General features: G+C 62.6%; 27 protein-coding genes. 18 read left to right on the forward strand and 9 right to left on the reverse strand.

Annotation, left to right across the window (positions count from 1 at the left end):
- Positions 1 to 58 precede the first annotated feature (58 nt).
- From QRN54_RS05215 to QRN54_RS05225, 3 genes are all read left to right on the forward strand, one after another.
- Entirely contained in the window at positions 59 to 682 is a 624-nt protein-coding gene (locus tag QRN54_RS05215; protein WP_003942175.1) for a TIGR03085 family metal-binding protein, read from the forward strand.
- Positions 683 to 806: 124 nt separating this feature from the next.
- A complete protein-coding gene (locus QRN54_RS05220; protein WP_218748348.1) occupies positions 807 to 3,578 on the forward strand; it encodes a DNA translocase FtsK in 2,772 nt (923 codons plus the stop codon).
- 45 nt (positions 3,579 to 3,623) lie between these two features.
- On the forward strand, positions 3,624 to 4,604 hold the full coding sequence (locus QRN54_RS05225) for a TerC family protein (RefSeq protein ID WP_019748181.1): 981 nt from the start codon (positions 3,624 to 3,626) through the stop codon (positions 4,602 to 4,604).
- A 16-nt stretch (positions 4,605 to 4,620) separates the two neighbouring features.
- Here the strand turns inward: QRN54_RS05225 and QRN54_RS05230 are convergent, their stop codons facing one another.
- On the reverse strand, positions 4,621 to 4,905 hold the full coding sequence (locus QRN54_RS05230; RefSeq protein ID WP_003942124.1) for a YciI family protein: 285 nt from the start codon (positions 4,903 to 4,905) through the stop codon (positions 4,621 to 4,623).
- Positions 4,906 to 4,963: 58 nt separating this feature from the next.
- Positions 4,964 to 5,488 (reverse strand): amino-acid N-acetyltransferase, encoded by a 525-nt coding sequence (locus QRN54_RS05235; protein WP_285181702.1) that lies wholly within the window; start codon positions 5,486 to 5,488, stop codon positions 4,964 to 4,966.
- 120 nt (positions 5,489 to 5,608) lie between these two features.
- Here QRN54_RS05235 and pgsA point away from each other — a divergent pair, with 120 nt between their 5' ends.
- The 5 genes from pgsA to pspM all read left to right on the forward strand — a co-directional run bounded on the left by pgsA (position 5,609) and on the right by pspM (position 9,061).
- The gene (gene pgsA, locus QRN54_RS05240) at positions 5,609 to 6,250 is read left to right on the forward strand and encodes a CDP-diacylglycerol--glycerol-3-phosphate 3-phosphatidyltransferase (RefSeq protein WP_020969465.1); all 642 of its coding nucleotides are present in this window, start codon (positions 5,609 to 5,611) and stop codon (positions 6,248 to 6,250) included.
- Complete coding sequence (locus QRN54_RS05245; protein ID WP_058038694.1) at positions 6,247 to 6,744, forward strand: CinA family protein; 498 nt, start codon at positions 6,247 to 6,249, stop codon at positions 6,742 to 6,744. Before pgsA ends, QRN54_RS05245 begins: the two co-directional genes overlap by 4 nt.
- 90 nt (positions 6,745 to 6,834) lie before the next feature.
- Positions 6,835 to 7,215, forward strand: coding sequence for a helix-turn-helix domain-containing protein (locus tag QRN54_RS05250; RefSeq protein ID WP_003942191.1), 381 nt, complete (start codon positions 6,835 to 6,837; stop codon positions 7,213 to 7,215).
- Positions 7,216 to 7,371: 156 nt separating this feature from the next.
- Positions 7,372 to 8,184 carry a phage shock protein PspA gene (gene pspA, locus QRN54_RS05255; RefSeq protein ID WP_003942098.1) on the forward strand — a complete coding sequence of 271 codons (813 nt, stop codon included), beginning with the start codon at positions 7,372 to 7,374 and terminating at the stop codon, positions 8,182 to 8,184.
- A 31-nt stretch (positions 8,185 to 8,215) separates the two neighbouring features.
- The gene (gene pspM / locus QRN54_RS05260) at positions 8,216 to 9,061 is read left to right on the forward strand and encodes a phage shock envelope stress response protein PspM (protein ID WP_256931972.1); all 846 of its coding nucleotides are present in this window, start codon (positions 8,216 to 8,218) and stop codon (positions 9,059 to 9,061) included.
- 38 nt (positions 9,062 to 9,099) lie between these two features.
- Here the strand turns inward: pspM and QRN54_RS05265 are convergent, their stop codons facing one another.
- From QRN54_RS05265 to QRN54_RS05275, 3 genes are read right to left on the reverse strand one after another with little or no spacing between them, the layout of a single operon-like run.
- On the reverse strand, positions 9,100 to 9,705 hold the full coding sequence (locus QRN54_RS05265) for an energy-coupling factor transporter transmembrane component T family protein (protein WP_081557782.1): 606 nt from the start codon (positions 9,703 to 9,705) through the stop codon (positions 9,100 to 9,102).
- Positions 9,702 to 10,382, reverse strand: a complete 681-nt coding sequence (locus QRN54_RS05270) for an energy-coupling factor ABC transporter ATP-binding protein (protein ID WP_081557783.1) — start codon at positions 10,380 to 10,382, stop codon at positions 9,702 to 9,704. Before QRN54_RS05270 ends, QRN54_RS05265 begins: the two co-directional genes overlap by 4 nt.
- A 6-nt stretch (positions 10,383 to 10,388) precedes the next feature.
- Positions 10,389 to 10,985: a biotin transporter BioY gene (locus tag QRN54_RS05275; RefSeq protein WP_007735162.1), complete on the reverse strand. Its 597-nt coding sequence runs from the start codon at positions 10,983 to 10,985 to the stop codon at positions 10,389 to 10,391.
- A 225-nt stretch (positions 10,986 to 11,210) separates the two neighbouring features.
- On the opposite strand from QRN54_RS05275, the gene QRN54_RS05280 reads away from it, so the two are divergent.
- The 8 genes from QRN54_RS05280 to recX all read left to right on the forward strand — a co-directional run bounded on the left by QRN54_RS05280 (position 11,211) and on the right by recX (position 17,716).
- A complete protein-coding gene (locus QRN54_RS05280; RefSeq protein WP_020907519.1) occupies positions 11,211 to 11,399 on the forward strand; it encodes a hypothetical protein in 189 nt (62 codons plus the stop codon).
- 17 nt (positions 11,400 to 11,416) lie between these two features.
- On the forward strand, positions 11,417 to 12,130 hold the full coding sequence (locus QRN54_RS05285) for a PIG-L deacetylase family protein (protein WP_063316521.1): 714 nt from the start codon (positions 11,417 to 11,419) through the stop codon (positions 12,128 to 12,130).
- A gap of 73 nt (positions 12,131 to 12,203) precedes the next feature.
- A complete protein-coding gene (locus QRN54_RS05290) occupies positions 12,204 to 12,842 on the forward strand; it encodes a TetR/AcrR family transcriptional regulator (protein WP_003942216.1) in 639 nt (212 codons plus the stop codon).
- Positions 12,843 to 12,844: 2 nt separating this feature from the next.
- Positions 12,845 to 14,380, forward strand: coding sequence for a glycerol-3-phosphate dehydrogenase/oxidase (locus tag QRN54_RS05295; protein WP_285181704.1), 1,536 nt, complete (start codon positions 12,845 to 12,847; stop codon positions 14,378 to 14,380).
- A 12-nt stretch (positions 14,381 to 14,392) separates the two neighbouring features.
- Positions 14,393 to 15,556 (forward strand): glycosyltransferase, encoded by a 1,164-nt coding sequence (locus QRN54_RS05300; protein WP_285181705.1) that lies wholly within the window; start codon positions 14,393 to 14,395, stop codon positions 15,554 to 15,556.
- 52 nt (positions 15,557 to 15,608) lie between these two features.
- The gene (locus QRN54_RS05305) at positions 15,609 to 15,803 is read left to right on the forward strand and encodes a DUF3046 domain-containing protein (RefSeq protein WP_003942185.1); all 195 of its coding nucleotides are present in this window, start codon (positions 15,609 to 15,611) and stop codon (positions 15,801 to 15,803) included.
- 288 nt (positions 15,804 to 16,091) lie between these two features.
- On the forward strand, positions 16,092 to 17,129 hold the full coding sequence (recA, locus tag QRN54_RS05310; RefSeq protein ID WP_007735170.1) for a recombinase RecA: 1,038 nt from the start codon (positions 16,092 to 16,094) through the stop codon (positions 17,127 to 17,129).
- An 8-nt stretch (positions 17,130 to 17,137) separates the two neighbouring features.
- A complete protein-coding gene (gene recX, locus QRN54_RS05315) occupies positions 17,138 to 17,716 on the forward strand; it encodes a recombination regulator RecX (RefSeq protein ID WP_285181706.1) in 579 nt (192 codons plus the stop codon).
- A gap of 115 nt (positions 17,717 to 17,831) precedes the next feature.
- Here the strand turns inward: recX and QRN54_RS05320 are convergent, their stop codons facing one another.
- The 4 genes from QRN54_RS05320 to gluA all read right to left on the reverse strand — a co-directional run bounded on the left by QRN54_RS05320 (position 17,832) and on the right by gluA (position 21,196).
- Positions 17,832 to 18,728 carry an amino acid ABC transporter permease gene (locus tag QRN54_RS05320; protein ID WP_007735172.1) on the reverse strand — a complete coding sequence of 299 codons (897 nt, stop codon included), beginning with the start codon at positions 18,726 to 18,728 and terminating at the stop codon, positions 17,832 to 17,834.
- A complete protein-coding gene (locus QRN54_RS05325; RefSeq protein ID WP_019748198.1) occupies positions 18,725 to 19,405 on the reverse strand; it encodes an amino acid ABC transporter permease in 681 nt (226 codons plus the stop codon). The genes QRN54_RS05320 and QRN54_RS05325 overlap by 4 nt, the downstream gene beginning before the upstream one ends.
- A gap of 99 nt (positions 19,406 to 19,504) precedes the next feature.
- The gene (locus QRN54_RS05330) at positions 19,505 to 20,341 is read right to left on the reverse strand and encodes a glutamate ABC transporter substrate-binding protein (protein WP_285181707.1); all 837 of its coding nucleotides are present in this window, start codon (positions 20,339 to 20,341) and stop codon (positions 19,505 to 19,507) included.
- A gap of 126 nt (positions 20,342 to 20,467) precedes the next feature.
- Positions 20,468 to 21,196, reverse strand: coding sequence for a glutamate ABC transporter ATP-binding protein GluA (gene gluA, locus QRN54_RS05335; RefSeq protein ID WP_007735175.1), 729 nt, complete (start codon positions 21,194 to 21,196; stop codon positions 20,468 to 20,470).
- Between the two features lie 231 nt (positions 21,197 to 21,427).
- Here gluA and miaB point away from each other — a divergent pair, with 231 nt between their 5' ends.
- The gene (miaB, locus tag QRN54_RS05340) at positions 21,428 to 22,975 is read left to right on the forward strand and encodes a tRNA (N6-isopentenyl adenosine(37)-C2)-methylthiotransferase MiaB (RefSeq protein ID WP_047271495.1); all 1,548 of its coding nucleotides are present in this window, start codon (positions 21,428 to 21,430) and stop codon (positions 22,973 to 22,975) included.
- Positions 22,972 to 23,562 (forward strand): Rv2732c family membrane protein, encoded by a 591-nt coding sequence (locus QRN54_RS05345; RefSeq protein WP_003942155.1) that lies wholly within the window; start codon positions 22,972 to 22,974, stop codon positions 23,560 to 23,562. Before miaB ends, QRN54_RS05345 begins: the two co-directional genes overlap by 4 nt.
- Positions 23,563 to 23,615: the final 53 nt, after the last annotated feature.

Consider the following 23,615-nt stretch of genomic DNA (forward strand, 5'->3'; position numbering starts at 1 on the left):
TTCGGCACAGCAGGTCGCTTCCGCTCGAACCCGGTCCGGTTCGAGTACTTTGGCGAAGGTGACCTTCGCTCATGACGAACGACTCGCCCTGGTGGACAGCATGGTCGAATTCGGCCCCGATGCTCCGACACTGTGTGGGGAGTGGACCAATCGTGACCTGGCAGCACATCTGATAGTCCGGGAGCGGCGTCTCGACGCCGCTCCCGGAATCATGTTGAGCCCTCTTGCCGGTCACACCGAGAGCGTGCGTAAGGCCGCAGCGGCGCGTCCGTGGGAGGAGATCCTCGACGACGTTCGGAGTGGGCCGCCTCGGTGGTCGCCGATGTACTGGCTCGACGCGCAGGTGAATACCACGGAAATGTTCGTCCACCACGAAGATGTACGACGCGCACATCTGAACTGGGCGCCGCGTCCGTTGTCGGAGGGTCGGCAGGCTCAGCTGTGGAAGTACGCCCGGCAGATCGGCAAGATGGGTTACCGCAAAGCCGCTGTCGAGGTCATTTTCGAACTTCCGTCCGGCGAGAGTGCGGTCGTCCACAAATCCGGCTCTCGCAGTGTTGTCCTGCAGGGTGAACCCGCCGAGTTGCTGCTGCACGCTTTCGGTCGCAACGAGGTGAAGATCGAAGCCAAAGGTGAACTGGCCGACGTTCAATCCGTGATGGCGCTCGATCGCAGTTTCTGATGGCCCCCTTCTGCCGGAGCCGAGCTCGACAGACGGGTTGTGAAGATCACGTTTCGCACTCGCCACCAGTGTTGCTGGTGTTGCGGATGGTCCAGATGGGGTCGCACAGACTAGCCTGAACTCCATGGCAGGTAAGTCGAGCGCCCGGGGATCCAGTACAAGCACGTCCACGTCCAGGGCATCGACCAGGTCGTCAGCCTCTACTCCGAGCGCGCGCGCAACCGCAAAACCTCGTGCCTCGCGCACCACGCGAACCGTATCGACTCCTCGAAATGTCACGACTTCGGCCAGGGCTGGTGGGCGCCCCGCGTCGGGCAAAGGCTCCAAGCCGGCGCCCAAGAAGGCGTCCGGTACGTCGTCGGCCGCGCGCCGCCCGGTATCGAAAACCTCTCAGCGGGCCAGCCCGTTGGCCGCTGTGGGCAAGGGAATCGGAGCCGGGTGGTCCCTGGCTGCCCGCGGCGTCGGCGCCACCACACGCACCGTCAGTAAGGTCGGCGAGATCGAAGCCGGCCACCGCCGCGACGGAATAGCGCTCGGCCTGATCGCATTCAGCGTCGTCATCGCCGGTGGCGTCTGGTTCAAGGCCGGTGGTCCGATCGGCGGCGGCATCGACACCCTCGTGCGGGCGATCTTCGGCGCGGCCTCGGCCGTGCTCCCCATCGTCGGCGTCGGCCTCGCGATCCTGTTGATGCGCACCGAACCGAAACCTGAGATCCGGCCCCGACTGATCATGGGATCCTTGCTGGTCGGTCTGCCGGCGCTCGGCCTCTGGCACATCATCTCGGGTTCACCGACAGACGCCACCGGTCGCTCCAACGGCGCAGGGTTTGTCGGATACGTCGTGGGCGGCCCGCTCACCAACGGGCTCACCGTCTGGCTGTCTGCGCCGCTGCTGGTCATCGCCGCCGGATTCGGAATCCTCCTTCTGACCGGAACGACTCTGCGTGAGGTGCCGAGCAAGTTCCAGTCCTTCTTCGGCGCCTCGTATCGCTCGGATGAATACGGCGACTACGGATCCGAATTCGACGAGGACGGTGAGCACCACTACGGCGAATCTGCTTACGATCCTTCACTGTTCGACGCCGACGGCTACCCGGTCGACACCTACGCTGAGCCGCCGCTCAAGCCCGCCAAGCGGCCCAGCCGACGCGCACCGATCGACAACTACCCGACGGACGAGTTCGAGTCGGGCGACAAGAAGACCGAAGTCCTCGGCCTGTGGAACGCCGACGACACCGCAGTACCCGACGAGCCCGTCGCGGCTGCGGCAGCGCCCGTGGTGGAGACTCCGGCGCCGCGCCCCAAGGTGCCTGCGCGTTCGGTCCCCATCGCCAAGCCCGTGCCGAAACCCGAACCGGAGCCGGAGGAGAAGGAACACTTCGTCACCGATCGGGTCACCGACGGCGACTACAACCTCCCGCCGACGACGTTGCTGATCGAGGGAGACCCGCCCAAGCTCCGCAGTTCTGCGAACGACGCGATGATCGAGGCGATCAGCGAAGTCCTCGAACAGTTCAAGATCGATGCCGCTGTTACCGGTTTCACCCGCGGACCGACGGTGACGCGCTACGAGGTCGAACTCGGCCCAGGCGTGAAGGTCGAGAAGATCACCGCGCTCGCCCGCAACATCGCGTACGCCGTGGCAACCGACAACGTCCGCCTCCTGGCCCCCATTCCGGGTAAGTCCGCGGTGGGTATCGAGGTACCGAACTCCGACCGCGAAATGGTCCGCCTCGCCGACGTTTTGAACGCGCCGAGCACCCGACGCGATCACCATCCGCTGGTGATCGGTCTGGGTAAGGACATCGAAGGTGACTTCGTCAGTGCGAACCTCGCGAAGATGCCCCACCTTCTGGTGGCAGGCTCGACCGGCTCGGGTAAGTCGAGCTTCGTGAACTCGATGCTCGTCTCGTTGCTCACCCGAGCAACGCCGGAAGAAGTACGGATGATCCTCATCGACCCCAAGATGGTCGAGCTCACGCCGTACGAAGGTATCCCGCACCTGATCACGCCTATCATCACTCAGCCGAAGAAGGCAGCGGCAGCGCTGGCCTGGTTGGTCGAGGAGATGGAACAGCGCTACCAGGACATGCAGGCCAACCGGGTGCGTCATATCGACGACTTCAACTCCAAGGTCAAGTCCGGCGAAATCACCGCCCCGCTGGGCAGCGAGCGCGTCTACCGTCCGTACCCCTACATCCTCGCGATCGTGGACGAGCTGGCAGACCTCATGATGACCGCGCCGCGCGACGTCGAAGAAGCAATCGTCCGCATCACGCAGAAAGCCCGTGCTGCCGGTATCCACCTGGTGCTGGCAACGCAGCGCCCGTCCGTCGACGTCGTCACCGGCCTGATCAAGACCAACGTGCCTTCGCGTCTGGCGTTCGCGACGTCTTCACTGACGGACTCGCGAGTCATCCTCGATCAGCCCGGCGCCGAGAAGCTCATCGGTATGGGTGACGGCCTGTTCCTGCCCATGGGCGCGGGTAAGCCGACCCGTATGCAGGGCGCGTTCATCACCGACGAGGAAATCTCGGCGGTTGTCGACTTCGCGAAAAACCAGGCCGAGCCCGAGTACACCGAAGGTGTCACCGCACAGAAGGCAGGGGAGAAGAAAGACGTCGACCCCGACATCGGCGACGACATGGATGTCCTCCTGCAGGCCGTGGAATTGGTCATCACGAGTCAATTCGGTTCGACGTCGATGTTGCAGCGCAAGCTACGAGTCGGGTTCGCCAAGGCCGGCAGACTGATGGACCTCATGGAAAACCGCGGCGTCGTCGGACCCAGCGAGGGCTCGAAGGCACGCGAGGTGCTCATGAAGCCCGAGGAGCTCGACGGTCTGCTGTGGTCGATTCGCGGTGGCGACCCGGACGAGGCACCCGCAGACGAGTAGCGACACCTCGGCGGACAAGCCGTCGACAGACGACCGGAGGAACCCGTGCATGTGACGCCGTTGGCTTGGGGAATCACGATCGTGGTGATCCTCGGCCTGTTCGTCTTCGACTTCTTCGCCCACGTCCGCACTCCGCATGCGCCCACGTTCCGGGAGTCGGCATTCTGGTCGACGGTCTACATTTCGATCGCCATCGTCTTCGGCCTCGTCGTGATGTGGATCTGGGGCACCACGTACGGCGGTGAGTACTTCGCCGGCTACGTCACGGAGAAGGCGCTCTCGGTCGACAATCTGTTCGTCTTCGTGATCATCATGTCGACGTTCGCCGTCCCGCGAGAGTTCCAGCAGAAAGTCCTGCTGATCGGCATCGTCCTCGCATTGGTGATGCGCGGAATCTTCATCGGAGTCGGTGCGGCCGCCATCAATGCGTACAGCTGGGTGTTCTACCTCTTCGGTGCGTTCCTGATCTACACCGCGTACACCCTGATCCGCGATCACGGGCATGAGAAGGAAGCCGAGGAGAAGCGCGACAGTCGCATCATCTCACTCGTGAAGCGGGTGCTGCCGACAACCGAGGAATACGACGGGGACAAACTGATCACCCGGATCGACGGCAAGCGCGTCGTGACACCGTTGTTGTTGGCGCTCATCGCAATCGGGTTTGCCGACGTGCTCTTCGCGCTCGATTCGATTCCGGCGATCTACGGTCTGACCCAGGAACCGTATCTGGTGTTCACCGCCAACGCCTTCGCGCTGATGGGTCTACGGCAGCTGTACTTCCTGATCGGTGGGTTGCTCGAACGGCTGGTCTATCTCTCGTACGGGCTCTCGATAATCCTGGCGTTCATCGGTGTGAAATTGGTACTTCACGCGTTGCACGAGAACACCCTCTCGTTCGTCAACGGAGGTGAACACGTCTCCGTCCCGGAAATCTCCACGGCACTCTCACTCGGAGTGATCATCGGAGTATTGGCGGTGACGACGGTCGCGAGCCTGTTGAAGACTCGCGACCGGGCGGGGGAGTAAGCCGGGGCCGGGGCTCTCAGGCGCTGAACTGACCCAACACCGGAACCCACTCGGTGATCCGGACCTTCTCGATCAAATCGGCGATCGCGAACGGATCGTGGGTGAAGAGGAGGGAAACGGTGTCGGCGTCTGCGGCGTCGACGATGATCAGCGCGCCGTTTCCATCTGCAAACGGGCCGGATGACAAGACGATCGAGCGGGAAACCAGATCCGCGAGCCACGCGCGGTGATCGCTACGGACTTCGTCGCGCTGAGCGTTCTTCTCGGGCGCGTAGGTGTATTCGACGAGGAACAACGACATCGTGAACCGCTTTCGGGGCTGGTGATCGAGAGGGTGGTGTGTGAAGAGTCTGAACGGTTCAGAGAGTCAGGAGCATGCGAGTATTGCCGAGTGTGTTGGGTTTCACATAGCTCAGATCGAGGAACTCGGCGACGCCGGCGTCGTAGGACCGACACATTTCCGCATAGACCTCGGCGGTGACGGGGGTGCCGTCGATCTCCGCGAATCCGTGACGGTGGAAGAACTCGGTCTCGAACGTCAAAACGAACAACCGTTCCAACTCCAATTCCTTGGCGACCTCGATGAGTTTGTCGACGACGTGGAAACCTGCGCCCTGGCCTTTGGCAGTCGGATCGACTGCGACGGTGCGGATCTCACCCAGGTCCGCCCACAGCACATGCAGTGCGCCGCAAGCGATTACCTGGCCGCCTCGCTCGGCGACCCAGAACTCCTGGACTGCCTCGTACAGCGTCACGAGATTCTTCTCGAGGAGGATCTTGCCGGCGTAGATGTCGATCAGACGCTTGATTTCGGGGATGTCCGACGTTCGCGCGCGACGCACGATCAACTGGCTCTCGGGATAGGTCGGCGCGGTCGAAGTCATGTGGTGCACATTAGTCAATGGCCCTACCGATATTCTAAGTCGCGTGCCTGTCCGCCCCACGCAATTCCCGCGCCGCTCGGCTTTGTCCCGGGTTCGGCTCACCGCCTGTGCGGTGATCCGATGAGTACCCCGCGCGATCAGACCGACGCCCATCGCGCCGCCGTCGGCCCGTCCGACGGCACACCTGTCGCGGACAACCCGGTTCCGTTGCTGAACATCGCGAACATTCTCACGATGGTCCGAATGGTTCTCGTTCCGGTTTTTCTCGTTGTTCTGTTCGTCGACGGCGGACACTCGACGTGGTGGCGTCTCGGGGCAATGGGCGTGTTCATCGTCGCCGCGATCACGGATCGGATCGACGGCCAATTGGCTCGGAAGTACGGTCTGGTCACCGATTTCGGCAAACTCATGGACCCGATCGCGGACAAGGCACTGATCGGCGCCGCGCTGATCGGTCTTTCGGTTCTCGGTGACCTGTCGTGGTGGGTGACCGGAATAATCATCGCCCGAGAACTCGGAATCACGCTGTTGCGGTTCGCGGTACTGCGGCACGCGGTCATCCCGGCGGGCAAGGGCGGCAAGCTCAAAACCCTCGTGCAGGCCGTCGCGATCGGGTTCTACCTGTGCCCGCTGCCGAGCAGTTGGGACATCGTCAGCGGATTGCTGATGGCTGCTGCCGTCGTGCTGACGGTGGCGACGGGAATCGAATACATCGTGCAGGCGATCAGGCTTCGCGCCGGAGTTCGCGCAGTCGAGTCATGACGGACCCGCTGCTCGCACTCGGAGTGGTCGAACTCGTCGACGCCCTTGGCGCCGCGAGGCAGACTGTCGCCGCCGCCGAATCTCTGACGGCTGGCTTGTTCACGGCTGCGGTCGCGTCCGTGCCAGGGTCGAGCGCGGTGCTGCGTGGGGGTCTGGTCGTGTACGCGACCGACCTGAAAGCAACACTGGCCGGTGTGGATCCAAGCCGCCTGGCAACGGACGGCCCCGTGTCCGAGAGCACGGCGGTGGCATTGGCGCTCGGTGCCCGGACGAAGTGCGGTGCGGACTGGGGTATCGGTCTGACCGGAGTCGCCGGTCCGAGTGAGCAGGACGGACACCCGGTCGGAACAGTGTTTCTCGGTATCGCCGGCCCTGACGGAACCAAATGCGAACCGCTCGCGCTCGGCGGCGAACGGTGGGAGATTCGGACAACCGCGGTCGCGACTGCCGTGTCGCGGTTACGTGATCGTGTCGCAGAGCGTGCGGCACGATAGGCTCGGGAACCAATCGGATGTGTTCGGACGTTGACGATTGTGAAGACGTACGACCATGCACGATGAGGTCACGGATGAAGGAGGAGCGAGATGGCGCTGCTATTGCGTGAGGCAATCGGTGACAGTCTCCGGCGTACGCGCGTTTCGCAGAGCCGCACGCTACGTGAGGTGTCGAACAGCGCGCGTGTGAGCTTGGGCTATCTGTCCGAAGTGGAACGTGGACGTAAGGAAGCATCGAGCGAACTGTTGGCGGCGATCTGTGATGCGCTCGCAGTCCCACTGTCCGACGTGCTGGTCGACGTGAGCGAGACCCTGGCCACGAAGAAGAGCGCTCCGGTAGCTGGTCGACAGGTCGCCGAACCCGCCGTGTCGGCTTCCGGTTCGGTCTCGGCTTCCGGTTCGCCGACAATCGCACGCGATACCCGCGTCGTGATTCCGGCACCGAACGCTCGAAGGTTGGCGGCGGCGTAGCCACTACCGGCCGTAACCGATAGATTTTGTACGTAACCGCCGGTTTCCAGCAGGTGGGGTCAGAGCAGATAGGGCGCAGCCCTTGTTTCGGTGCGCGACGGTCGCGCTCCGGGTCGCGTTCGGCGCGGCGCATCAGATGGAGGCAGGATCAAACCAATGGCTAATCCTTTCGTCAAGGGCTGGAAGTACCTGATGGCGCTCTTCAATTCGAAGATCGATGAGAAGGCAGATCCAAAGGTTCAGATTCAGCAGGCGATCGAGGACGCACAGCGCCAGCATCAGGCGTTGTCCCAGCAGGCTGCGTCGGTGATCGGTAATCAGCGTCAACTCGAGATGAAGCTCAGCCGTCAACTCGACGAGGTCGAAAAGCTCAACGCCAACGCGCGCCAGGCCGTCAACCTCGCCGATCAGGCCGCTGCTGCCGGCGACAACGACAAGGCGATCCAGTACACCAACGCTGCCGAAGCTTTTGCGGCCCAGTTGGTGACGGCCGAGCAGGGCGTCGAAGATCTGAAGGCACTGCACGACCAGTCCTTGCAGGCCGCCGCTCAGGCCAAGAAGGCTGTCGAGCAGAACGCGATGACTCTGCAGGCAAAGGTTGCCGAGCGCACCAAGCTGCTCAGCCAGCTGGAGCAGGCCAAGATGCAGGAGCGCGTGAGCGAGTCCCTTCGGTCCATGGACAGCACGCTGTCGGCTCCCGGCAACACACCCAGCCTCGATGCTGTGCGCGACAAGATCGAGCGGCGTTACGCCGACGCACTCGGCTCTGCCGAGCTCGCCCAGAACTCCGTTCAAGGCCGCATGATGGAGGTCCAGCAGGCCTCGGTCCAGATGGCAGGGCACAGTCGCCTCGAGCAGATTCGTGCTTCCATGAAGGGCGAGGCACTGCCTTCCGGCGGCGCAGCAGCCACTCCTGCGACGCCGTCCGTCGAGAAGCAGCCCCCGGCTGCCGGTCAGACCGGGCAGTAGCCGAATCCTCGATGTCGGCAGTGATGCTCTGATGTTTTCTTCACGAGACGGTCGATCTGGGCGCGAGCCCCGGTCGGCCGTTCCCGTTTCCGTATCCGGCGCCTTCGGAGCGTTGGGACGCACCGCGGGCACATTGCGCGAGGTCGGACTGTCTGCGGCGGATGCCGCTCGGCGGTGGCAAGACCCGCGCGCCAAATTCGAGCGCAAACGTGCCCGTGCACGTCGACGCGCTCAGCGTTGGGGTTTCATGTCCGGCGGATCAGTGGTCGGCACGGCCGGCCTTGCTGTTGCGTCGGCCCCCGAGTGGTCGGTGGTCGTGGCAGGCGGGGGAGCGGCACTGTTCGCGGTTCCCGCCGTCATCGCGGTCGGCCGCTACCGTTCGATGAGTTCCGGCCCACCGCCGTCGGCGCCGATTCGCCGGCGCTTGCCACCGTCGTCGTCTCGCGCGTTCATCCCGATGTCTCGCCTCATCGGCGCCGAGACTTCGTTGTTCGAGATCTTGAGTGTGCTCAGGCGCGCCGACACCATCGACCCCGGTGAGTTGGACGAAATCACTGTTACCGCCGATTCGGCATTGAGAGCGATGTTCGCGGTGTCTTCGGATGTCGTCGCGATGGAACGCGCCGTGGCCGCTACACCCAAGGTGACCGAACCTCTTGATCCCACCATCGACGGCGCAGTTCGTGAGTTGCAGTCGGGGTTGGATCAGTACGAGGATCTGGTGACCTCCGCAGCTGCATTGACAGCGCCTCACAGCCCTTCGGCTCTGGTGGGATTCAACCGAGAACTCTCGGCGCTGCACGCGGCCGCCGAGCGACTCTCGGCGCTTGCCGACGCCATCGGTGAGGTGGACGACATCACCCGCAAGTACAACTGATCGGTCCTCGCGCCTGATCGATGCACCTGTTCGAAATCTCAGTCGTCGGCGCCGCGGGCCGCCAACGCTTCACCCATTGCGTCCGCGGTCATCAGGGTGCCGACGATGACCGGAACTGCGAAGGATCGCAGCGAGAATCCGAGCCCTCGCGCCTTGCGTGCCTCGGACACCTGTGTGATGACCTCGAACATCAGCGGGATGCACCGGATCGTCATTGCGAGGAGCAAAGCGATCCGTTCGGGATTGACCCCGAAGCGTCGCAAGGGTGTCAGGAACCGGGTGATCGCGTCGAGCATCTCGGAGATCCGTGTGGTCAGACCCATGATCGCCGCGAAGGCGATCGAGATGATCAGAACCCCGCACACGACGGCCGCTCGCTGCCATCCCGCGACTACCAGCTGGAACGCCCCGATGAAGAGCAACATCCACAGCGCCGGACGCAGCTGCCGGATCGCAGTCATCGGAGGAATGCGCGCAATCGCGTACAGGGCCACAACGACGATCGTGGGAACTGCCAGTTGCCACGGCTCACGAACGAAGATCGAGACGGCGAGGATGGCCACGACCAAGGCGAAGAGCTTGATCCCCGTCGGCATCCGGTGCAGGAGCGATGTACCCGGCCGGTAGACGCCGAGAGTGGTCACGAGACCAACGACCGGTAATGGCCGATCGAGTCGGCGGGGGAGCCGTCGGCGACGACACGGCCTTGGTCGACAACCAACACCCGTTCGAATGATTCGAGGAGATCGAGTTGGTGGGTCACGACGATCAGTTGCTGATCGAGTGACTCGAACACCGAGGTGATCAGCCGAGAGTTGCGAAGATCGAGGAGCGTGGTGGGCTCGTCGGCGACGAGTACGTTCGGTTCCGTCACCATGATGGCCGCGAGCGCGAGTAGCTGCTTCTGCCCGCCCGAAAGCTGGTGGGTGGGATGGTCGGCGTGCCCGGCGAGGCCGTAGCGTTCGAGCACCGAGGCCACCTTTGCGGCGCGCTCGGCTTTGCCCAATCCGCTACGGCGGAGCGAGAATTCGATGTCCTCGGCAACCGTCGGCATCACGATCTGGTGGTTGGGATCGGTGAAGACGAATCCGACCTGCTTGCGTACGTCGCGGCCCTTCTTCGCCGTGTCCAAGCCGTTGACGTGGACGTGTCCTTCCGTCGGAACGACCAGTCCGTTGATCATGCGAGCGAGCGTCGACTTGCCGCTTCCGTTCGCACCCACGATTCCGATTCGCTGCTCGCTCAGTCGCAGATCTATCTGCTGCAGGACCGTTCGTTCACCGAAGCTGTGTCCGACGTTCTCGAAGACGATCTCACTCATCGGAGATCAATTCGCCACCACGGTCTTGTTCGACGAGATCACCGAGTCGCGCAGTAGTGCCGGGTATGCCCGGTGAACCTGGGACGCGACCAACGCGGTGACGACTGCTTTTGCGGCGTCGAGCGGGATGAAGGCGGCGTTGGCCGACCATGCGGCAACGAAGCTCATGTGTCCGCGGACCATCATTCCAACGATGCCGAACGCGTAGAGAACGACGACGCCGCCGAGAAGGTTGATGCCGATGCCCGCGATGATCCGGTACTTGGGCAGCATCTTGGCGGTCAGCCATCCGATGACAAATGCCGTCGGGATCCAACCGATGAGGAATCCGGCTGTCGGGCTCGATAGAGACACGAGTGCGGTGCGACCGCCGGCAAGGACCGGTAGACCGACCAATCCCAGAGCAATGACCGTCAGGACGGCGAGAACACCCTTGCGCGGTCCGAGTAGAGCGCCGGCCATCATGACGCCCATGGACTGAAGGGTGATCGGCACGCCGGAAATGCCGATGTTGATCGACCCGGGTAGGCCCAGCGCGATGATGAGTGCGGCGAAGACGGCTACATGCGCGAGATCGCGAGCGGGGAAACGGGTCGTAGACACTGCGGACGTGCTCCTTCGGCATACGGGATCGAACTTCGCGAGTTTACGCCAGGAGCAGGCACCCATGGGTTGGACACCTGACCTGCGTGAGGGCCGGTCTCGGGGTGAACCCTGATCTTTACCTGAACTTGCCGCTGAGCTGCTGCTTTGTCACGCCAGACCTGTCAGGCTGGTTCTACGGACGACGCAGCACCTGTCCGATTCGACTGATTATTCAACGGCACGTTGGAGGTAAGCATGTTTTGGAAGATCGTCTTGGCCGTCGTACTGGTGTGGGTCGCACTCGCGGTGGTCGGTGCGCTGATCAAGGGGCTTTTCTGGGTTCTGGTGGTCGGCGCTGTCGGCTTCGGAATCTACTTCCTGGTGAAGGCGATGTCGGGAAGTGACGACAATTCGCCCGCTTCGCGGTTCTGACGGGCAAGATCTGCCCTATGGAAAACTTCCCCGAGGACTGGCAGCGCGCGATTGTCATCGTGGCGCATCCCGATGACATCGAATACGGCGCAGCCGCAGCAGTGGCGCAGTGGACCGATCGCGGCAAAGACGTGCGATATATCCTGGCCACGCGCGGCGAGGCCGGAATCGCCGGTCTGTCGCCCGAGGAGTCCGGCCCGATCCGCGAGGAAGAAGAGCGTCGCTCGGCCGCGATCGTCGGTGTCGGTGAGGTGGAGTTCCTCGGCCTGCCCGACGGTCGTCTCGTGGAAGGCTTGGAGTTGCGCTCGACTCTCGCCGCAGCAATTCGCCGCCACCGTCCGGAATTGGTGGTGACGATGAACTTCTCCCACACCTGGGGCCCCGGCTATCTGAACAGCGCAGATCACCGTGCACTCGGGATCAGCGTTCTCGACGCAACTGCCGACGCAGCGAACGAATGGATCTTTCCCTCATTGACAGCGCAGGGACTGGCGCCGTGGTCCGGTGTTCGGTGGGTTGCGGTCAATACGATGACTCCCACACACTGCGTCGACGTGACGTCGACGGTCGATCGCGCCGTGGATTCGCTCGCGGAACATGCGCGATATCTGGCGGCGCTGAGTTCCACGCCGATCCGGGAACAGGCGCGCGCACAGATCGACATGGTCAGCGGACCGAAGCCTGGTTTCGACGCCGAGCGAGCAGTTGGTTTCGAGTTGTACTATTTCTGATGATCTCTGAGCGAGAGAAATCGCAAGTCCCGACGGGATTACCGGTGACTTGTCCGGTATTGTGTTACACACGATGGTAATCCGTAACGCAGATGACTCAATTGCCCCTCGCAAGGCAGATGGTCAGCGCATCCCCAGCCGCGAGATCGACGACGTGATTCTCGACGCAGCAAGGTCGTGTGTCCTCGATTTCGGAATGCAGCGAACCACACTTGCCGAGATCTCGCGTCGGGCCGGCGTGAGCCGACCGACGGTCTACCGGCGATGGCCGGACACGCGAGCTGTCGTCGCGGACCTGCTCACCCGGGAGATCCGATCGGTGCTGCCCGAGGTGACCTTCAACGGGTCTGCCGGCACGTTGCTCGTGGAGGCGATCGGTGACGTCGTCGGCCAGATTCGCGACCATCCGCTCTTCGTGAAAATTCGGCAAGCCGATCAAGAATTGCTGACGACCTACATCGTGGACCGGCTCGGCGCGAGCCAGAAGTCGATTCTCGAGCTGATCACATCCGTTGTCGCGGCCGGCCAACAGGATGGTTCGATTCGCGAGGGAAGCGTCAACGAGATCGCGGCGATGGTTCTACTGATGGCTCAGTCCGTCGTCATTTCTGCGCCGACTCTCGAGCCGGAGCTTTCCTCCGATGCGTCGGTCGAGCAACTTCGATATGCGGTCGCTGCTTATCTGGCACCCGTCAAGAATTCGGGAGAATAGCTGTGAGCCCCCTAGATTCAGCAGGCAGCGATTCAGCGCTCAACGCACAACGGCGTACTCGTGAACTCGAGCAGTTGGCGAACGGCGATTCGGTCGACGTCCTGGTGATCGGCGGCGGAATCACCGGTGTCGGTGTCGCTCTCGACGCCGTGACTCGTGGGCTCAGTGTTGCGCTGGTCGAAAAGCACGACCTCGCGTTCGGCACCAGCCGCTGGAGTTCGAAACTCGCACACGGCGGCCTTCGGTACCTGGCTTCCGGCAATGTCGGTATAGCGCGTGAAAGTGCGGTCGAGCGCGGCATCCTCATGACGCGCACCGCGCCGCACCTCGTTCGCGCCATGCCTCAACTCGTACCGCTGTTGCCCGAAACGTCGTTCTTCGGGAAGGCCCTGGTGCGTACCGGTTTCCTGGCCGGTGACGCTCTGCGCATGTCGGCGCGAACCCCGGCTTCGGTGCTGCCCAGATCACGGACGGTCAGCGCTGCTCGAGCGCGCGAATTGGCTCCCGCGGTCAAGCGGGAAAACCTACGAGGCGCCTTGACCGCGTTCGACGGGCAGCTCATCGACGACGCCCGCCTCGTCGTCGGTATCGCCAGAACCGCAGCGTCGCACGGCGCGCGAATCCTGACGCGCGTCGGTGCTTACGACGTATCCGGAACGTCGGCCACCTTGCGCGACGAGTTGACCGGATCCGAGTTCTTGATGCGTGCCCGCGTCGTGGTCAATGCGACCGGTGTCTGGGCTGATCAGGTCGACTCCAGCATCACCCTGCGCCCCAGCCGCGGGACGCACCTGGTGCTCGATGCAGCGCGATTGGGGAACCCCACGGCAGCACTGACCGTGCCGATTCCCGGCGAGACCAACCGTTTCGTCTTCGCCCTGCCCGCCCAGCTCGGCCGGATCTACCTCGGGTTGACCGACGAAGCAGCGCCGGGACCGGTGCCTGACGTACCGACGGCGTCCGAGGACGAGATCGGCTTCCTGCTCGACACCGTGAACACGGCGTTGGAAGCTCCGCTGACCCGTGGGGACGTCTTGGGGACCTTCGCGGGTCTGCGTCCGCTGCTGGACACTGGTGAAGGCTCGACGGCCGACCTCTCGCGCAATCACGCTGTAGTCCGTTCGGACTCGGGCTTGGTCACGGTGGTAGGCGGAAAACTCACGACGTACCGCAAGATGGCCGAAGACGCCGTCGACGCTGCGGTCGAGGTCGGGTCGCTGAGCGCCGGGGCATGTCGGACACGCGCGTTGCCGCTGGTAGGCGCTGCATCACCGGCGGAATTGAAGAAGATCAAGGCACCCGCGTCATTGGTGGCGCGATACGGCACCGAGGCCGAGGTCGTTGCCGCGGCGAGCGGCGATCGTCTCCGGTCGGTTGCGGACTTGGAGATCTGCGGTGCCGAGTTCGATTTCGCGGTGTCGCATGAAGGCGCCCTCGACGTCGCCGACGTCCTCGATCGCAGGACGAGAATCGGATTGGTGGCTTCGGATCGCGAACGCGCACTGGGTGCGGCGGAACAGGCCTTTCACTCGGTGTGACACTCTGATCCGGTGCGTGTAGCCGTTGTTGCCGGGCCGGACCCGGGTCATGCTTTTCCCGCAATAGCGTTGTCGCTGGCGTTGATCCAGGCCGGCGACGAACCGATCCTGTACACGGGGACCCGGTGGGTCGAGGCAGCACGAGCAGCCGGCGTGGAAGCCGAGCCGCTCAAGGGCTTGGCCCCGCGGCCGGGAGACGACGATCTTGATGCAGGCGCTCGGATTCATTCGCGCGCCGCCTATATTTCCACCGAACTGCTTCCCGACCTGAAGTCCATCTCCCCGGATCTCGTCGTTTCCGACATCCTCACTGCCGGAGGCGGATTGGCCGCCGAAAGACTTGGCATCCCCTGGGTGGAACTCTCGCCTCACCCGCTGTACTCACCTTCACGGGGGTTGCCGCCGATCGGCAGTGGGCTCGCGCCCGGCGTCGGAATTCGTGGTCGACTCCGCGATACCCTGATGCGCGCAGCGACGGGACGTTCGATCAAGCAAGGGTTGGCCCAGCGATCCCAGGCCCGTGTCGGTGTCGGACTGCCCGCTCTGGATCCCGGTCCGCAAGCGCGGCTGATCGCAACACTTCCGGCACTCGAAGTGCCTCGCCCCGACTGGCCGGAGCGCGCACACGTCGTCGGACCGCTTCTCTGGGAGCCGACCGAAGTCATTCTGGATCCACCGCCAGGTGACGAACCGCTGGTCATGGTGGCGCCGTCCACGGCGCACACCGGCGCAGTGGGAATGTTCGAGGGCACCGTCGAAGGACTCGACGGCGCCGGTGTGCGGCTGATCGCGTCGATGCTCGACGGGGCTGAAGGTGAGCATCCTGATTGGGTTCGTGCAGGTCTCGGACGCCAGGACGCGATGCTGCGTGACGCGTCGGTATTGGTATGCGGCGGCGGGCACGGCATGTTGGCGAAGGCCCTGCTGGCCGGCGTGCCGACGGTCGTCGTTCCCGGGGGCGGGGACCAGTGGGAGTTGGCCAATCGCGCTGCGCGGGCAGGCACGTCGGTGATCGTGCGGCCCGCAGATGCTCAGTCGATTCGCGATGCGGTACTGCAGGTGCTCTCCGACGGACGATTCGCGGAAGCTGCGAAGTCTGCTGCCGCGACTGCGTCGCAGGTCACCGATCCGGTGGCGGTGTGCCGACAGGTGGTCAACGGTGGTGTGACGGCGTGAGCACGTTGCGCCTGAATGCAGGTGCACCGCTCTGTGGACTACGGTGGCGGCTGTGCGGTTGACCGAATTTCATGAAATGGTGCGCGAAGAGTTCGGGCAGGTACGAGGCGACTCGATGCTGATCGACCATGTACTCCAGAGTCTCGACGGAATGACTGCCGCGGAGGCCGTCGAAGCAGGCTGGGAGCCTCGCGAGGTGTGGCGTGCGCTCTGTGTGGAGTTCGACGTACCACCCGCCCGCCGCTGATTCTTCGGCGTGTCGAACGTCTCCCATCTTCTGTTCGAACACGTGTTCGTCTATGCTGAAGCTGTTCGGTGGTGACGCTCCTTTGGTAACTGCGAACTTTCGATGTTCTACAAACGCGGTGACCTACAAACGCGGTGATCGACAAGCGCTAAAGCAAGATCGAAAAGTCTGTCGGTGGCCGGATCTACTCTGATCGCAACACACCAACAGGGTCGGCTCAGGCAGGCGCTGAAGAGACGGAGTCTGCTCAGGCAGGCACTGAAGACTGAAACAAGGATGGGGATCACGATGGCACCACAGGCACCTGATCGGGACAAGGCACTCGACCTCGCGTTGGCGCAGATCGACAAGAACTTCGGCAAGGGTTCGGTGATGCGCCTGGGTGAGGGTGTCCGCCAGCCCATCGCCGTCATTCCCACCGGTTCCATCGCGCTCGACGTCGCGCTGGGTATCGGCGGACTGCCGCGTGGCCGCGTCATCGAGATCTACGGCCCGGAATCTTCGGGTAAGACCACCGTGGCACTGCACGCAGTTGCCAATGCTCAGGCCAACGGCGGCATCGCGGCGTTCATCGACGCGGAGCACGCACTCGATCCCGACTATGCAGCCAAGCTGGGCGTCGACACCGATGCACTCCTGGTCTCACAGCCCGATACGGGTGAGCAGGCCCTCGAAATCACCGACATGCTGATCCGTTCAGGCGCCCTCGACATCGTCGTGATCGACTCCGTGGCCGCTCTTGTTCCTCGCGCCGAGATCGAAGGCGAGATGGGTGACAGCCACGTCGGTTTGCAGGCTCGACTGATGAGCCAGGCGCTGCGCAAGATCACCGGTGCCATGAACAACTCGGGCACCACCGTCATCTTCATCAACCAGCTTCGCGAGAAGATCGGCGTGATGTTCGGTTCTCCCGAAACCACCACCGGTGGTAAGGCACTGAAGTTCTACGCTTCGGTCCGCCTCGACATCCGTCGTATCGAAACTCTCAAGGACGGTACCGACGCAGTGGGTAACCGCACTCGCGTCAAGGTCGTCAAGAACAAGGTCGCGCCGCCGTTCAAGCAGGCCGAGTTCGACATTCTCTACGGCCAGGGCATCAGCAAGGAAGGCTCGCTCATCGACATGGGTGTCGAGCACGGGTTCATCCGCAAGTCCGGCTCCTGGTACACCTACGAAGGTGACCAGTTGGGTCAGGGCAAGGAAAATGCTCGTAAGTTCTTGCTGGAGAACACCGATATCCGCGACGAGATCGAGAAGAAGATCAAGGAAAAGCTCGGTATCGGTGCTGACGTCACTGCAACCGACGAAGCTCCCGCCGACTTCTGAGTTCAGTCATGAGCTTCGACGACGGTGGCAACGGCGAGAATGCTCGTGAAGAGTACGGCGCTCCTCGGCGTCGATCCCGTCAACGATCCGAGAAGCCGTCGCAACGCGCAGAAGGTGGGACGGAGGCGCAGGCCAAAGATGCTTGCCTACGCCTCCTGACCGACCGGGCGCGCAGTCGTTCCGAGCTGGAAACAAAGCTGAGCGGGCGCGGCTTCGAGCCCGAGATCATTGCCAAGGTCCTCGATCGACTCCAAGAAATCGGGTTGATCGACGACGCGGACTTCGCGAACCAATGGGTTCATTCGCGGCACACGTACTCGGGCAAGGGAAAGCGTGCGCTTGCAGTCGAGTTGCGGCTCAAAGGAATCGACCAGGACACCGCTTCCGAAGCGTTGTCACAGATCGATCCGGAAGACGAGCGCGAGCGAGCAGCGGAGCTGGTTCGGCGGAAGCTGAAGAACAAGCCCGTCGATGATCGCGACAAGGTCACGCGTCGACTGGTCTCGATGCTGGCACGCAAAGGATATTCAGCTGGGATGTCGTACGAGGTGGTCAAAGCCGAGATGGCGGCGGTCACCGACTCGTAGCGAAGTGCAGCATTCAGAACAACAGGGCGGGGGTACCACCGAAATTCGGTGGTACCCCCGCCCTGTTGTGTATTCACGCTAACGCGGCTGGATTCGACTCACGGCTCCATCTGATTCACGGCTTGGTCAGGTCCATACCCGGAACCGAAACAGCTGGGTCGGCGGACGGAGCCGCGATGGGGCCCTTGCCCTTTCGCTTCCCGGACCGCAGGCGCTTCTCCACCTTGGTTGCCAGGAAGGTCAGAGCCGAGTTGAGAGCGATCATGATCGCGGCGACCACGATGAGCGCCGGCAGGAAGTTTCCGTAGAAGGTGCCGAGCTGTTGGGCCTGACGCACCAGCTCGACATATCCGATCAGGTAACCGAGGGCGGAGTCCTTCAACGCCACGACCATCTGTGAAATCAGGGCCGGGAGCATGGCGGTAACCGCCTGGGGGAGCAGGATCGTCACCATGATCTGCGTCTTGCGCATACCAAGTGCCTTGGCGGCCTCACTTTGCCCTCGTGGGAGTGAGTTGATTCCGGCACGGACGATCTCGGCGATCACAGAACCGTTGTACAGAGTCAGACCCACGACGACTGCCGCGAGTGCGAGGTACTTGGACTTGAAGACCTCGTATTCGGCGAACACCTGATACGAGAAGATCATCAGAATCAGAACCGGTACTGCTCGGAACAATTCGACGATGACGCCGCAAATCTTCCGAATGATGTTGTGCTCGGAGAGTCGGCCGATACCCAGTGCAGAACCGAGGATGAGCGCGAAGACGATGGACATCGCAGCCGCGATCAGCGTTCCCCGGATGCCGGGTATCAGATACGTTGTCCACGACGTGGATTCGAGGAACGGATCCCACTTCGCTGCTGTCAGCTGGCCCTTTTCGTCGAGTGCGCGGTAGATGACGTAACCGATTGCGACCATGAGTGCAGCGACGACAAGGGACGCGAATCGGTAGAGATTTCGCGCTCTCGGACCTGGCGCGTCGTAGAGGACTGTTGCGCGGTTGCTCATCGTGAAACCTCGAATCGCTTGCTCAGCTTGCCGAAGATCAAGCCCATGGGAAGTGTCAGGATCACGAAACCGACAGCGAAGATTCCACCGACGACGAAGATCGCCGCTTCGTTTTCGATCATCTTCTTCATCAGCGCTGACGCTTCGGATACGCCGATCACCGCGGCGATGGTCGAGTTCTTGGTCAGTGCGATCAGCACGCTACCCAGCGGTGCTGTGACCGCGCGAAATGCCTGAGGCAGGACGATCAGCCGAAGATTTTGTGCAAACGACAGACCGAGTGATCGGCCCGCTTCGGCCTGGCCGACCGGAACGGTATTGATTCCCGATCGAAGTGACTCACACACGAACGCGGCGGTATAGACACTGAGGCCGAGTACTGCGAGTCGGAAGTTGTTGTCTGTCAAGAACGTCGGTGAGTCCGACTTGGCGAGATTGACTCCGAGCGTCTGCGACAGACCGAACAGACAGAACAGCAGAATCAGTGTCAGGGGGGTGTTGCGGAACACGGTCACGTACGCGGTACCCAGGAATCGGGCGACCGGAACCGGTGACACGCGCATGGCCGCGATCAGGACACCGATGATGACGGCGCCGATCGCGGAGAAGAACGTCAGCTGGATCGTGGTCCAGAAGGCTTCCAGAATCTGGTCGCCGTACTTGCTCAGAAGGTTCACTTGCCGTCTCCCCAGATCACGGGATCTCCGTTGGTGGCGTCACGCGCTGCGGCTCCCGAAGTGGGGAGCCGCAGCGAGATTGACGGTGAAAAAAGCAGGTCAGTAACGATCAACGGTGGGCGGGGCCGGGATGGGGTAGCCCGAAGCACCAACGGTGTTGTTGAAGGCTTCTTCCCACGCGCCGGTGGAGATCATCTTCTCGATGGCATCGTTGATCTTGCCGCGACCCTCGGAATCGTCCTTGGCCAGGCCGACACCGTACTTTTCGGTCGTGAACGGTTCTCCGACGACCTTCAGCTCGCCCGGGTACTGGGCAGCGTAGCCGGCGAGGATGATGTCGTCGGTGGTGACAGCGTCGACAGCGCCGTTGCGCAGAGCCTCGACACAAGCGGAGTAGGTGTCGAGCGGCTGGAGCTGGACGTCCTTGGCGTAGTTGTCCTGGATGTTCTGCGCCGGAGTCGAACCCGACACCGAGCAGAGCTTCTTGCCGCCGGTCAGGGAATCGGGGCCGGTGATGTCGGTGTTGTCGGAGCGAACGAGCAGCGACTGGCCTGCGATGAAGTACGGGCCGCCGAAGCTGACCTTTTCCTTGCGCGTGTCGGTGATCGAGTATGTCGCGACGATGTAGTCGACCTCGCCGTTCTGGATCAGGGTCTCGCGCTGGGCTGACGGAGATTCCTTGAAGGTGATGCCTTCGGGCTTTACGCCCAGTTCGTTTGCGATGTAACGGGCTACCTCGACGTCGAAGCCGGAGAAGGTGCCGTCAGGGTTGCGCTGACCGAGGCCGGGCTGATCGAACTTGATGCCGACGGTGAGAGTGCCGTCGGAAGCGCTCTCGGTGATCGACTTGTTCTCCTCGCCGCCGCCACAGGCCGTGGCAGCGAACGCGATGGCCATGATTCCGATTCCGAAACGGACGGAACTATTGATCTTCATGAAGATCCTCTCAGTTGTCGACACACGAACAGTGCAGTCGAGATGAACGGTGCAGCCGAGGTGAACGGTGCAGTCGAGCAAGTTGTCTTGTGGACGAGGACAGGACTGTCGGAGGGGAGACTGTAATCAGTGCGTGAGGATCTTGCCGAGGAAGTCCTTGGCCCGATCCGACTTCGGATGGGTGAAGAACTCTTCGGGCGTGGTGTCTTCGACGACCTGGCCGTCAGCCATGAACAGCACACGATCGCCGGCTTTGCGGGCGAATCCCATCTCGTGCGTGACCACGAGCATGGTCATGCCTTCCTTGGCGAGGGAAGTCATGACGTCGAGAACCTCGTTGACCATCTCGGGGTCGAGAGCGGAGGTGGGCTCGTCGAACAACATCACCTTCGGCTGCATCGCAAGAGCGCGAGCAATCGCGACACGCTGTTGCTGACCGCCGGAAAGCTGCGCCGGGTACTTGTCGGCCTGATTGGCGATACCGACGCGCTCGAGCAATGCCTGCGCCGTCTTCTTGGCTTCGTCCTTCTTCGCCTTGCGGACCTTCATCGGTGCGAGCATGACGTTCTCGAGGATCGTCTTGTGTGCGAACAGGTTGAAGGACTGAAAGACCATCCCGACGTCGGCACGAAGTGCGGCAAGTGCTTTGCCCTCCTCGGGGAGCGTCTTTCCGTCGACGGCGATGGTGCCGGAGTCGATGGGTTCGAGGCGATTGATGGTGCGGCACAGAGTCGACTTACCGGAGCCCGACGGACCGAGGACGATCACCACTTGGCCCTTGGGTACCTCGAGATTGACCTCTTGCAGGACGTGAAGTTCCCCGAAGTGTTTGTTCACCGAGGTCATCGAAATCATGGATGTGGAATCGCCGGAGGTGGTCGGCGTCGTCGCATCGTCGGCTTGGGTCATAAACGAGAACCTTAGGCGTAGTTTGCGTCGACGCCCGTGATTTCGCCATGGTTCTTGCCATATGTAATGGAAATTTTACTGTGACGACGTTTATGTCGCGTTTCGGCTGTTTATCAGGGCGTTATTACACGTCGTAGTGGACGTGAGCTAGGCTGAAGCGTGTCACTGATCGACGAAATGTCCCCTGCACTTCCGGAGCCGACTGCAGTTCCGGAGCCGACGGCGAAGTCTGTTCGCACCTACGAGGTGCGGACGTACGGCTGTCAGATGAACGTCCACGATTCCGAGCGACTGTCCGGTCTGCTCGAGGACGCCGGGTATTCGAAGGCGGAGACCGGAACCGATCCTGATCTTGTCGTCTTCAACACGTGTGCGGTCCGCGAGAACGCGGACAACAAGTTGTACGGCAACCTCAGCCAGCTCGCCCCGAACAAGGAGGCGAACCCCGACATGCAGATCGCGGTCGGCGGGTGCCTGGCGCAGAAGGATCGTGACACCGTCGTCAAGAAGGCGCCGTTCGTCGATGTCGTCTTCGGCACTCACAACATCGGCTCGCTTCCCGCGCTGCTCGACCGTGCGCGTCACAATCAGCGCGCCGAGGTCGAAATCCTCGACGCACTCGAGGCGTTTCCGTCGACACTGCCAGCCAAACGCGAATCTGCTTATGCAGGTTGGGTTTCCATCTCGGTGGGCTGCAACAACACGTGTACGTTCTGCATCGTTCCGGCCCTGCGTGGCAAGGAAGTGGATCGACGTCCCGGCGACATTCTGGCCGAGGTGCAGGCACTCGTCGACGAGGGTGTCTCGGAAGTGACCCTGCTGGGACAGAACGTCAACGCCTACGGCGTGTCGTTCGCCGATCCGGAGCAACCGCGCGATCGCGGAGCCTTCGCCTCCCTCTTGAAGGCATGTGGACACATCGACGGCCTCGAACGGGTCAGGTTCACATCGCCGCACCCGGCAGAATTCACCGACGACGTCATCGAAGCGATGGCAACCACTCCCAACGTCTGCCCGCAGCTGCACATGCCGTTGCAGTCCGGTTCGGACAAGGTTCTCAAAGCGATGAAGCGCTCGTACCGCAAGTCGAAGTACCTCGGGATCATCGAGAAGGTGCGCGCCGCAATGCCGCACGCCGCCATCACCACGGACATCATCGTCGGGTTCCCGGGGGAGACGGAGGAGGATTTCGAGGAGACGCTGGACGTCGTGCGTAAGGCGCGATTCTCCAACGCCTACACCTTCCAGTACTCCAAGCGCCCGGGCACGCCGGCGGCGGAGATGGCCGATCAGCTTCCCAAAGAGGTTGTCCAGGAACGCTACATGCGATTGCTCGCCGTTCAGGAAGAAGTGAACATCGAGGAGAATCGCAAGCTCGTCGGCACCGAGGTCGAACTCTTGGTGGCAGCGGGGGAGGGTCGGAAGAACGCGGCGACTCAACGTCTCAGTGGTCGCGCGCGAGACGGTCGCCTGGTGCATTTCCGCCCCGAGGGAAACCTCGACGGCACAATCCGACCCGGTGACGTGGTGACGGTCGTCGTCACCCACGGAGCCCCTCATCACCTCGTGGCAGATGACGGAGTGCTCACGCACCGTCGGACCCGCGCCGGTGATTCGTTCGAAAAGGGCATCACACCCAAGACCCCGCCCATCGGCGTAGGTCTCGGACTACCGAAGATCGGTGCCCCGGCCCCACAACCCGTCCAGATGGGATGCAACGCATGACCTCGCAACACGAGAACACGACACCACAGCCGGGCGACGACGCCTTCGAGGGCTACCGCAAGGATCTCGACGACGCGGAACGCAAGGTCGCGGGAGAAATCGATCCGGGTGTGCGCGCCATGGTTGTCGCGGTTGCGGTGCTCGTGCTGGTCGGCACCCTTGCACTGCCCCATGCGGGAGTTGCGAACGGCTGGGATGTGCTCGCGTACAACCAGGACGCGGAAACCGAACGGATTGCACTGTTCTCACGCTTGTTCGTGTGGTTCGTCGTCATCTTCGGCATCGGATTCTCGATGCTCGCGCTGGTCACGCGGCGTTGGAGTCTGGCCTGGGTCGCACTCGCCGGCAGTGCCGTGGCGAGCGCTCTCGGCATGATGGCCGTCTGGTCGCGTCAGACCATTCCCGCCGGTTTCAATGTGGCAGGACCGTCGATCGGGCTGATCATCGGATGGTTTGCCGTCGTGTTCTTGACGTTCCATTGGCTCAAGGTGGTCTGGACACGAACCAACATTCAGCTCGCTGCCGAGGAGCAACGCCGGATCGCTGCGGCCGAAGCCGAGAAGCATCAGGAATGGAACGTCGGCTGACACAGCAGGCCGTCCGTCCAAAGCACAAGACAACGCCGGCTGACTCCTTTCGG

This window comes from Rhodococcus sp. MEB032 (assembly GCF_030208925.1).
Classification (GTDB): domain Bacteria; phylum Actinomycetota; class Actinomycetes; order Mycobacteriales; family Mycobacteriaceae; genus Rhodococcus_F; species Rhodococcus_F qingshengii.